This is a genomic window from Runella defluvii (genome assembly GCF_014195535.1).
Classification (GTDB): Bacteria; Bacteroidota; Bacteroidia; order Cytophagales; family Spirosomataceae; genus Runella; species Runella defluvii.
Window position 1 is genome coordinate 243,706 of the sequence record NZ_JACIBY010000011.1, and the last position, 10,145, is coordinate 253,850.

Sequence of the window (10,145 nt, forward strand, 5' to 3'; positions counted from 1 at the left end):
CCCCACTTAATTGGTAAGTGGGGAGGTTATCAAACGAAATTTGGCTTTTACCACAAATGATGCACCTGTGGTTTTATGTATTTAGCGTAGATTTCATTCACAGATTGTAATTGTTGTTGGGTCAAATCAGGAATCGTGAGCGCTTCCAAATTGGCGGTTGCTTGCGTAGGATTAGAAGCTCCTGGGATAATGGTGCTCACTGCCGAAAAGCCCAAAATCCAGCGTAAAGCCACTGGAGCAAGGTTTTCGTACGAAGGGAATACCGCTTTAAGTTCTTCTACTGCGGCCAATCCTGTTTCATAATCAATGCCCGAAAACGTTTCTCCTTTGTCAAAGTGTTCTCCGTTACGATTAAAAAAGCGGTGGTCGCCTGCCGTGAAACTCGACGACTTCGAAAATTTACCCGTCAATAACCCACTGGCCAACGGCACACGCACAATGACTCCGATGTTTTTCTTTTGGGCTTGCTCAAAAAACAATTCCGACGGACGCTGACGGAACATATTGAAGATGATTTGAACCGTGGTAACGTTTTCGTATTCAATGCCTTTCAATGCCTCTTCTACTTTCTCAACGCTAATACCCAAATTCAAGATTTTACCTTCTTGTTTTAAGCGGTCAAACAACTCAAAAATTTCGGGGCGATAATACACCTCCGTGGGTGGACAATGGAGTTGAATCAAATCCAGGGTCTCTAACCCCATATTTGTGAGGCTATCTTCTACAAACTTACGCAATACCGCAGGCTGGTAGGCTTCACTAACATGCGGGCTCAGTTGACGTCCGCATTTGGTGGCAACATAAATACGTTCTGAGCGGCTTTTCACAAATTTACCCACGGCTTTTTCACTTTCGCCCGCACCATAGACATCGGCCGTATCAATAAAATTGATGCCCGAATCAACGGCCGCGTGAAGAATTTTCTCCGCATTTTCGTGGCTAAAATCGTCCCCCCATTTTCCGCCTACCTGCCACGTTCCTAGGCTGATTTCCGAAATCTCAAATCCAGTTTTTCCTAATTTTCTGTAATTCATTATCAATGTTGTTTTTGGGTTACAGTCAGACGGTTGTACTCAGTCAGACGGTGGTCTAGTACGCAGTCAGACGATAGTCAGACTGCACCACCAAATAGCTACGGTCTGACTGTCGTCTGACCTTTTTGTTTTTGGGTCACAGTCAGGCGATAATCAGGCGGCGGTGACAGTCAGACGGTAGTCAGACTGCACTATCAAATGGTTACGGTCTGACTACCGTCTGACCTTATTCATTCCACGCATTCATGCCTGGAGTTAGCGGCATACATGCGATGTATTTTCCTGGAATTGGGTCATAGCCCAGCACTTCTTTCCCGATTTTTTGAGAGGTAAAATACCCAAGAAGGGTTAATTCTTTCACTCTTCTAAAAAACGGCGTGGGCGAAGGGGGAGCCAAACGAATGCCCCATACTGATGGCGGTAGCTTCTCCGCTTCCACATCCAGTTTGGTCAAAAACTCCTTTCGTTGTTCAGGCGTACATTCCACAAACGACTTCCCGTAGGCTTTTTCACAATCTTCTTCCAATTTTTCTAAACCACCCACAAAATCCTTTTGTTCTTCTTCCGAAAGCAAATCTTTCAACATTTTATCAATAAACTGCGGCACACCTAGCTCTTTTGCTCCTGGAGTTTTGGTTTTGGGCAGAATTGTTTCTGCAATTTCAGCAATGCTTGCCGCTTGGTTATTGGTCAAAAAAGTAGGTTTCCAGTCTAATTTTGCTTCTTGCGAGCAGGCCATAAACGCCTCGCTCAACGTAGCCGTGGAAACAGCATAGCCCAAAAACAGGGCCGACGATTTTATAATGTCTCTGCGGTTCATCTGATTGGGGATTAGAGATTTTTACGATTGAGTTCATTGACGGCAAAATCGGCCGCACGCGCCGTGAGCGCCATGTAGGTGATGGACGGATTGACACAACTCGATGAAGTCATGCAGGCTCCATCGGTTACAAACACATTTGGAACAGCATGAAGTTGGCTATTGGCATTGACCACCGACGTTTTCGGGTCGCGGCCCATACGCGCCGTTCCCATTTCGTGAACGCCTACGCCAATTCCCCCTGAATAATCAAACGGCGTCACATTTTTCAACCCCGCATTTTCGAGCATTTCTACGGCATCTTCTTTCATTTGCTTACGCATGGCCATTTCGTTGGTCTTAAACTCGGCATCTATGCTCAACGTTGGCAAGCCCCATTTGTCTTTTGCGTCTTGGTTGAGGGTTACTTTGTTTTCGTGGTAAGGTAAACATTCTCCAAAACCTACCAACGACATCCCCCAGCTACTTGGGGCAAACAAGCTATCTTTAAACTCAGCGCCTACCCCACCTCCACTAATGCCTCCGCCCCAGTTGCCTCGTCCACCAGCACCTTGATAGTCATACCCCCGAATAAAATCTTTCATTTTGGAAGCTTCATCGAGATTGCGGTAACGTGGAATAAAAATCCCGTTGGGGCGACGGCCTTTGTAATATTGGTCTTCAAAACCATCGTAACTGCCCATTGCTCCTACTCGATAGTGGTGATCCATCAAGTTATGTCCCAATTCGCCACTATCATTTCCTAGGCCGTTGGGGAAACGACTTGACGTAGAATTCAACAAAATTTGGGTGGTTCCGAGCGTCGAAGCGTTCAAGAAGATGATTCGCGCGTAAAACTCAATTTCCTCTTTGGTTTCTGAATCAATCACTTTTACACCTTTTGCTTTGCCCAATTTCTCATCATAAATAATCGACGCTACTTGCGAATTTGGGCGAAGCGTTAATTTACCTGTGGCATCGGCCGCAGGCAGCGTTACGGCATTGCTGCTAAAATACGCCCCAAAAGGGCAGCCTCTCGAACAACGGTTACGATTTTGGCATTGCCCCCGACCGTTGATAGGTTCGGTCAAGTGCGCTACGCGTCCAATGGTCAGGTGGCGACCTTTGTACGTTTTTTCAATGCTTCCTTTGACGTGTTTTTCGAGGCAATTTAGCTCCATCGGAGGCAAAAAATGCCCGTCGGGCAAGTGCGACAATCCTAGCTTTTCACCACTAATCCCGACATATTTCTCCACGTAGGTGTACCAGCTTTCAAGATCTTTGTATCGAATCGGCCAATCTACCCCGATGCTTTGTTTTGCATTAGCTTCAAAATCAAGGTCGCTCCAGCGGTAGCATTGTTTGCCCCAAAGCAACGAACGCCCTCCTACCTGATTTCCCCGAATCCAGTCAAAACGCTTTACTTCGGTGTAAGGGCTATCGAGGTCGTTGTTATAAAAATGTTTGTTGGATTCATCAATAAAGCCACTCCGAACCTGAATATGGTATTTCTTTTTGTCTTCATCGGTCAGCTTACCACGGTGTTCAAAATCCCAGTGGTCGTTATTCATCGTAGGGTAGTCTTCAACGTGACGTACCATCCGTCCTCTTTCCAAGACAAGCGTCTGCAACCCTTTCTCACACAACTCTTTAGCAGCCCATCCGCCACTAATTCCTGACCCAATCACGATGGCATCGTAGGTATGGGTTTTGTTCACTTTCAAATTAAAACTTGGCATAGGTTAATTAGATATTAGAATAGTGAAATATGTTTGCGAAGATAGGTATTTAACTGTCTATACGACAATTAAAATGATTTAATAGCAAGCAAAAATGAAGGGAGAACTATTTTGGAAAATTATATGTATCTACATATATTTATAACATCCTAAGCTACTAGGCTCAAGGTGGTGTAAAATAGCGTGATATGAAAAGAAATGAATTTCTAAAAAGTGTTCTGGGAGGAACTATTGCAATGGACTCATTAAAAGACCTTTATAAATGGAACGAACAATTGGCAACCAAAGACTCGCTCATGCCCCTGCTTTTTGTGGGTCATGGCTCGCCCATGAATGGAATCGAAGAAAATGAGTTTAGCGGCGGCTGGAAACGGCTTGGCAAAGACATACCCGTCCCAACGGCCGTCTTGGTAGTGTCGGCGCACTGGTACACCCGTGGCACCAAAATAACGGCCATGAATGCCCCGCGTACCATTCACGATTTTGGTGGGTTTCCGAGGGCTTTGTTTGAAGTTCAGTACCCTGCGCCAGGTAGCCCTGCGTTGGCCAACGAAACAGCATCGCTCGTTAAAAAAGCGCAAGTCGGCCTTGACCATGAATGGGGCTTAGACCACGGAACGTGGACGGTCGTACGTCACATGTATCCTAAAGCCAACATTCCAGTATTACAATTGAGCATTGATTACACCCAACCACCTCGTTATCATTATGAGCTGGCGAAAGAATTAGCAGCTTTACGCAAAAAAGGGGTGCTAATTATTGGAAGCGGAAACATGGTTCATAACCTTGGTATCCTCAATTGGCAATACACCGAACGAGGTTACGATTGGGCCATTGAAATGAATACCAAATTCAAAAAACTAATTGTCGAGAATGACCACGCTCCGCTGATTAATTACGAAAAATTGGGCCAAGCAACGTTGTTGTCGATTCCATCCCCCGACCACTACTTACCATTGTTATATATTTTGGGCTTAAAAGAAGAAAAAGAGCCTGTCAGTTTCTTTAATGATAAAACTGTTTTGGGCTCTATTTCAATGACTTCTGTGAAGGTTGGATAAAGAGTGCGGTTATGAGTAACCGCACTCTCGTGCCTCTGGTTGTGAGCAACCAGAGGCACTTACAATTCTATTACCGCTTTTATGACTCGGCTTTCAGGAAGAAGAAGCGTTTCAAATGAGTCGATGAGGGAGTCAAACGGAACGCGGTGAGAAACCCACGGGTGCGTGTCTAATGTTCCATTTTCCATTGCCGCAATGATGCTCGTAAAATCCTCTGGTAAGGCGTTGCGGCTGGCCAGTAACGTTACTTCACGGCGGTGGAACTCAGGATCGTTGAAAGTCACATCCCCCTGAAACAACCCAACAAAGGTCAATCGCCCACCGTGAGCTACATATTTGAAGGCTTGCATCATCGACGCTGGATTTCCTGTGGCATCAAACACCGCCGTTGGCAAATCACCGTTCAACACGCCCCGAATAGCCTCTACGGGGTCATTATCTTTCAACAAAATGGTTTCGTCCACCTTGAGTTGTTGTTTGCAAAACGCCAACCGCCCCTCGTTCATGTCCATCACGGCTACTTTGGCCCCTTTGAGCTTGGCAAATTGAATTACAGAAAGGCCAATCGGCCCCGCTCCAATGACTAACACCAAATCGTTGGCTTGCACTTGTGCCCGATTGACCGCGTGCGAGCCAATGCCCAACGTTTCGACCAAGGCCAACTGCTCATAACTCAATGTTTTTGACGCATACACTTTATTGGCAGGAACTTTCAGAAACTCACGCATTCCACCGTCGGAATGTACACCGAGTACTTGAAGTTTTTCACAGCAGTTGGTTTTACCATTGCGACACGCTTGGCATTTACCGCAATTGATGTAAGGCTCTACCGACACTTTATCACCTACCACTACGTTGTCAACACCTGCACTTATCGCCACTACCTCCGCTCCGAGTTCATGACCAAGAATACGAGGGTACGAAAAAAACGGCTGCTTCCCACGGAAAGCATGGTAGTCGGTTCCACAAATACCAATGCGATGGATTTTTAAAAGAACTTCGCCGTCTTGAAGTTCCGTGTTCAAGTCCGTTTCAGACTGCTGAAAATGGCCTGGGGCATTTAAAACAAGGGTTTTCACATTAATCGTGTTTTGAAAGCGACAAAGATAAAAATCCCTGTTGGAATAAACGGGTGCATTGCCTCACTTTACTTCAAAGAAATGTTCAAATCCTTTTTTTCTCAAATGTGTCTTCAGCGTTTCGTCTTTTGACCATAGTTTGGCTTGCAGTTCAAGGGTCAAGGCTAAAAAAGGGGTATCGTCTTCATCTACCCCTTTACACAATTGGTAAGCACGAAGATAGTTTTCGGTGGATATATAGTCGTTGCTTACAAAAGTGATTTTCTGTAAGACATCATCTAAATATTCATATACTTCACGAGGAGAAGCTTTCGATTTTGCAACTATCCGCTCTTTGTGCTCAAATATTTCTACAATCAAAAATTTAGGAGCGTAAAAAGTATAATCCGAAAAGTAAAGCTGCTGTCGAAAATTTCTGTTGATAGAACGTAAAGCTGCAAATAGGATATTGGCATCAACAACCACTTTCATTTCTCTTGAATGTATTGGTTTTTGTTGCGTTGCCACCAGCTATGCTTTATTTCTTTACCCAAATCCTCAACACTCTCGTCGAAATCAACTCGCTGGGCAAGGTATTCTGTGCGTAAAAACTCAATAGTTTCGCGCAAAAATGTTTCGTCAAAAAAACGTTTATCAAACGTAATTTGAAGTTTATCGGGGGTATTATTGATGGCTAGTGCTTCCATGGTTGGCTTTTTTTAACAAAGATAATTAATTTGGGTATTCTATCGACACCGCATACCTACCCATTATTTTCAGCGTTCTGGGGCTAAATGGTTGAGCACAATGCCGCTTTCTATCACCTGTTTCAAACTCTTGGCGTCAAGTGCTCCCACTACTCTACCTTGAAGTTGCAGGTATTGATCAAAAAAGACGGTGGTTGGGTAGCTCAATTTTCCGTTTTCGGTTCCTAGCACTTGTGCCAACTCATGCACTCCCGTTTTCACGCCCGTTGGCTTAAACTTATACGCCCGTTGCAAAAACGTAATGGGCTGGTTATCTTCTGCGTTGAGGCGAACACAATAAAACTTTTCTTGAAGTTTGGTGACAACCTGTTGATCCGAAAACGTACGCAATTCCATCATTTTGCAATACGTACACCAATCGGTATGAATAAACACCAGCACAGGTCGGCGTTCTTTGCGGAGGCTGTCGGTGAGGTGTTCAAACGACGTCCAACGCAGTGTTTGGGCTTGGCTTTCAACCGCCAGAAGCCCAAACAAGCCAAAAAGTGCTATCCAAACGTGCTTTTTCATTTGAACAAATTGTATCTAATACCTGCAAAGAAGCGAATACCTTGGTTGGGCGCATAGACGTACGACGGGTCGAACGTCAGCGCGTAGGGGTTATTCGGAGTCGGCACTACTTGCCCCGTCGCATCAAACGTTACTTGTTTGTCAAACGGGTCAAAAGCGCGGGCAATGGCATCAGGAGTCGGGGTAAAATTCAGTAGGTTCTTTACTCCCCCGTAAATTTCCAACCCATTGTTAAATTTCTTCCCTAATTGGATATTTTGAAGGCTCCACCAAGGCGAATACTCAGGGCGAGGGTCAAGTGGCCCTAGTACTGGCAGTTTCATGGGGCCGTACAAATTGCCCGTATAATCGACCGACAGGCCAATCTGTGGGAAGGTATATGACACCGACCACACGCCCGTAAATTTTTCGGTCAGGAGCTGGGTTTGCTTTACCAATGTTCCGCTGCCGTCGTCTTCGCGCTGGAATACATCCATGGCTGTTGCGCCCGTCATAAATTTGAGCCCGTTGGCCAGCGATACGTCGATATTTAACGATAATCCGCGTGAAACGGCGTTTCCGCTCAAGTTGCTGTAAATGATTTTGTTGGGGTCAGTGAGGTAATCAGGAATAATACGGTTATTAAAAAACGTGTAGAAAGCCGTTGCATCCAGTCCTACGTATCCGCCGTTACCCAAGAAAAACTTCCGCACGTAGTTTAAATTTCCGTTCCAAGAGCGTTCGGGCTTCAACTCTTCCGTAAATTCAACTTTCCGCGCTCCTGTCAAAGCCGCATGGTCTTCGGTGAATACGTTGGCCACCCGATACCCATTTCCAACGCTTGCACGAAGCACGTTTTTCTTATCGGTAGATGTCCATTTATAGTTTAAACGAGGCGTGAAGATACTCCCGTGGATAGAGTTATAATCATAGCGCGCTCCTAGCAACAACTTATGGTTGGTCGTAAGCGTGATTTCATCTTGGACAAACAACCCTGGCAATAGCACTTTTGAGGGCGCATTTTTTCCATCGGCGTCCGTTGCAGGGGTATTATCATCGTAAAAAGTGTAACGTAGAGCCGTTCCTACCAATAAATCGTGGCGCTCTTTGAGTTTTTTATCCCACGTAAATTGGCCAAAACCGATGTATTGTTGTGCTTGGTACGGGGTTGTGCCGTAGTACGAATCCTGCAAGTGCCCGTTGGCCGAAAACTGAAAGGTTATTTTTTCTTTCATGGGCAATTGATACGCCCCAATTACCTCCCAGCGCTTGGTATTGATACTTTCGGCATAAATCTCATTGCTTCCACGGTACTTAGGCGTCCACTGAGTTTGCCCTCCCCAACGGTCTTCATAGACGTAGCGCCCACCTAGCGTGAACACCCGATTATCTTTACGGTCTATGCTAAATTTATTAAAAAGCGAGATTCTATTTTGAAGCGTAATGTCCGTAAAACCATCTCCATTTTTATCAGTCGGGCGTTGAAAATTGAAATAGTTAAGCCCAAATAACGATTGAATTTTTTCGCCCAACTTGTACTTTAACCCCAAGTCTGCGTTGAATTCCGCCCATGAAGTTCCCATCACATCTGCCGAAACCAAGGGTGCTGACGACGGCTTTTTGGTAATAACGTTTATCAAACCTCCCACTGCTTCCGAACCATACAAGGTAGAAGCAGGGCCTTTTACTACTTCCACACGTTCGATTAACGCACTTGGAATCCCGCTCAACCCATATACCGTCGAAAGTCCTGATACAATGGGCATTCCATCAATCATAATCATGGTATAGGGGCCTTCCAAACCATTGATGTGAATATCGCCTGTGTTACAAACGTTGCAGTTCAACTGCGGACGAATCCCGTTGATATTTTGTAATGATTCAAATAAGTTGGGAACAGGATTTCGCTTGAAAAATACGGGCGTATAAATTTCGACAGGAACTGGGCTATCCAATTTCGAGACTTCTTTCATCGTTCCTGTAACTACGACTTCGGCCAACGAATTTTCTAACTCATCCGTTTGAAGGGTCAATTCTTGGAAAAATTTAGCCTCCGAAATGGTTACGGCCTTGGTAATGGTACGGTATCCGATGGCTGAAATCACCAACTGATACGAACCGTACTTCACGTTTTTGATTTCAAATACCCCTTTTTCATCGGTCGTGGTACCGAATTGGGTATTTTTCAAGGCCGCCGTTCCAAATTCCAAGGGCTTGCCTTTGACAGTTACCGTTCCTCGAATACTTCCAGTTTGTGCGAAAATAATGGTTGTGACTAGCAACGACGCTAGTAATAAGAAAAAATGCTTCATTGTGAGAATGCCGTTAGGAATGATATGAGTAGGCATTCGGTGCCGTTTTCTGTTTTCACAGAATGACTACGCTCCGAAATACCGACGTAAAATGATACGAGAATGAGTCGATGACAACCACAGCGCTAGGCGTGGATGACTGACAACGAGTTTAAAAAGGGAGACCGCCTTCATTTTGAAGGAAAGAAATAAACGTACGCACGCGCTTTTATCCGTTTGATAAAACCGATTTTACCTAGTTACGTGTGTGATTTATTTCCCATCAAATCGAAGACTATGAATGGGTAGTAGTAGGTGGCCCTCGAAGGGAGAAATCTCCGAAAAAAGGAGTTCGATAGGCTGCTAATAAGTAAAATGAGGTACGTGGAGAATAATTGGTAACCAACCGCTTCAAAACTGCCAATGCCACCGATAGCGTAAGTGCGGCGTAGGTTGCGTTGGTCAACGAATCCAGCAAAAACAGTTCGTTTTTAGTGTGGTCGTTGGGTTGAAAAGGCGTATTAGAATTAGAGGCTTTGTAAGGGTGGGCGTGGGTAATAACCTTTCCACTTGAGAGCTTGTGCGCATGGCGAAACACAATGCCGTTGAGAAGCATCAAGGTGAATAACACCAAGAAGCCCTGAGCAATGGTTTGTCGTATGCGTTGATGAAACAGCATGAAGTGGATGAATATTTCGTAAATCTAACCAGTATCTACGAGAAAAAGTTTATCTCTCGCAAATAATTAGCGATTTCTGCTGTTTTTTCTACTTTCCCCCAATAATCTCTTGTAAACGTTCTTTGACATCCTTCCCCGCCTAAAGGCTGGGGGATTCCTTTAATTAGCGTTAGATGCCCCTAACGGAGAATTGTAGTATGTTTTTAGCCGCGTTGACATCTCTTAAAT

General features: G+C 44.9%; 10 protein-coding genes. 1 reads left to right on the plus strand and 9 read right to left on the minus strand.

The annotated features are described in order from the left end of the window. Positions 1–47: 47 nt before the first annotated feature. The 3 genes from FHS57_RS22815 to FHS57_RS22825 form a co-directional block, all read right to left on the minus strand. Positions 48–1,034, minus strand: a complete 987-nt coding sequence (locus tag FHS57_RS22815) for an aldo/keto reductase (protein WP_183977717.1) — start codon at positions 1,032–1,034, stop codon at positions 48–50. Positions 1,035–1,260: 226 nt separating this feature from the next. Next, positions 1,261–1,854 carry a gluconate 2-dehydrogenase subunit 3 family protein gene (locus FHS57_RS22820; RefSeq protein ID WP_183977720.1) on the minus strand — a complete coding sequence of 198 codons (594 nt, stop codon included), beginning with the start codon at positions 1,852–1,854 and terminating at the stop codon, positions 1,261–1,263. An 11-nt stretch (positions 1,855–1,865) separates the two neighbouring features. After that, positions 1,866–3,572, minus strand: a complete 1,707-nt coding sequence (locus tag FHS57_RS22825; protein ID WP_183977722.1) for a GMC oxidoreductase — start codon at positions 3,570–3,572, stop codon at positions 1,866–1,868. Between the two features lie 236 nt (positions 3,573–3,808). On the opposite strand from FHS57_RS22825, the gene ygiD reads away from it, so the two are divergent. Continuing rightward, positions 3,809–4,633 (plus strand): 4,5-DOPA-extradiol-dioxygenase, encoded by an 825-nt coding sequence (gene ygiD / locus FHS57_RS22830; protein WP_229601430.1) that lies wholly within the window; start codon positions 3,809–3,811, stop codon positions 4,631–4,633. Between the two features lie 59 nt (positions 4,634–4,692). Here the strand turns inward: ygiD and FHS57_RS22835 are convergent, their stop codons facing one another. The 6 genes from FHS57_RS22835 to FHS57_RS22860 all read right to left on the minus strand — a co-directional run bounded on the left by FHS57_RS22835 (position 4,693) and on the right by FHS57_RS22860 (position 9,917). Next, the gene (locus FHS57_RS22835) at positions 4,693–5,712 is read right to left on the minus strand and encodes a zinc-binding alcohol dehydrogenase family protein (protein ID WP_183977726.1); all 1,020 of its coding nucleotides are present in this window, start codon (positions 5,710–5,712) and stop codon (positions 4,693–4,695) included. A gap of 63 nt (positions 5,713–5,775) precedes the next feature. Further along, positions 5,776–6,183 (minus strand): PIN domain-containing protein, encoded by a 408-nt coding sequence (locus FHS57_RS22840; protein ID WP_183977728.1) that lies wholly within the window; start codon positions 6,181–6,183, stop codon positions 5,776–5,778. Then, a complete protein-coding gene (locus FHS57_RS22845; RefSeq protein ID WP_183977730.1) occupies positions 6,180–6,398 on the minus strand; it encodes a hypothetical protein in 219 nt (72 codons plus the stop codon). Before FHS57_RS22845 ends, FHS57_RS22840 begins: the two co-directional genes overlap by 4 nt. 69 nt (positions 6,399–6,467) lie before the next feature. Next, on the minus strand, positions 6,468–6,968 hold the full coding sequence (locus FHS57_RS22850) for a thioredoxin family protein (protein WP_183977732.1): 501 nt from the start codon (positions 6,966–6,968) through the stop codon (positions 6,468–6,470). After that, positions 6,965–9,259, minus strand: a complete 2,295-nt coding sequence (locus FHS57_RS22855; RefSeq protein ID WP_183977734.1) for a TonB-dependent receptor — start codon at positions 9,257–9,259, stop codon at positions 6,965–6,967. Before FHS57_RS22855 ends, FHS57_RS22850 begins: the two co-directional genes overlap by 4 nt. Before the next feature lie 274 nt (positions 9,260–9,533). After that, on the minus strand, positions 9,534–9,917 hold the full coding sequence (locus FHS57_RS22860; protein WP_183977736.1) for a DUF8478 family putative metalloprotein: 384 nt from the start codon (positions 9,915–9,917) through the stop codon (positions 9,534–9,536). Positions 9,918–10,145: the final 228 nt, after the last annotated feature.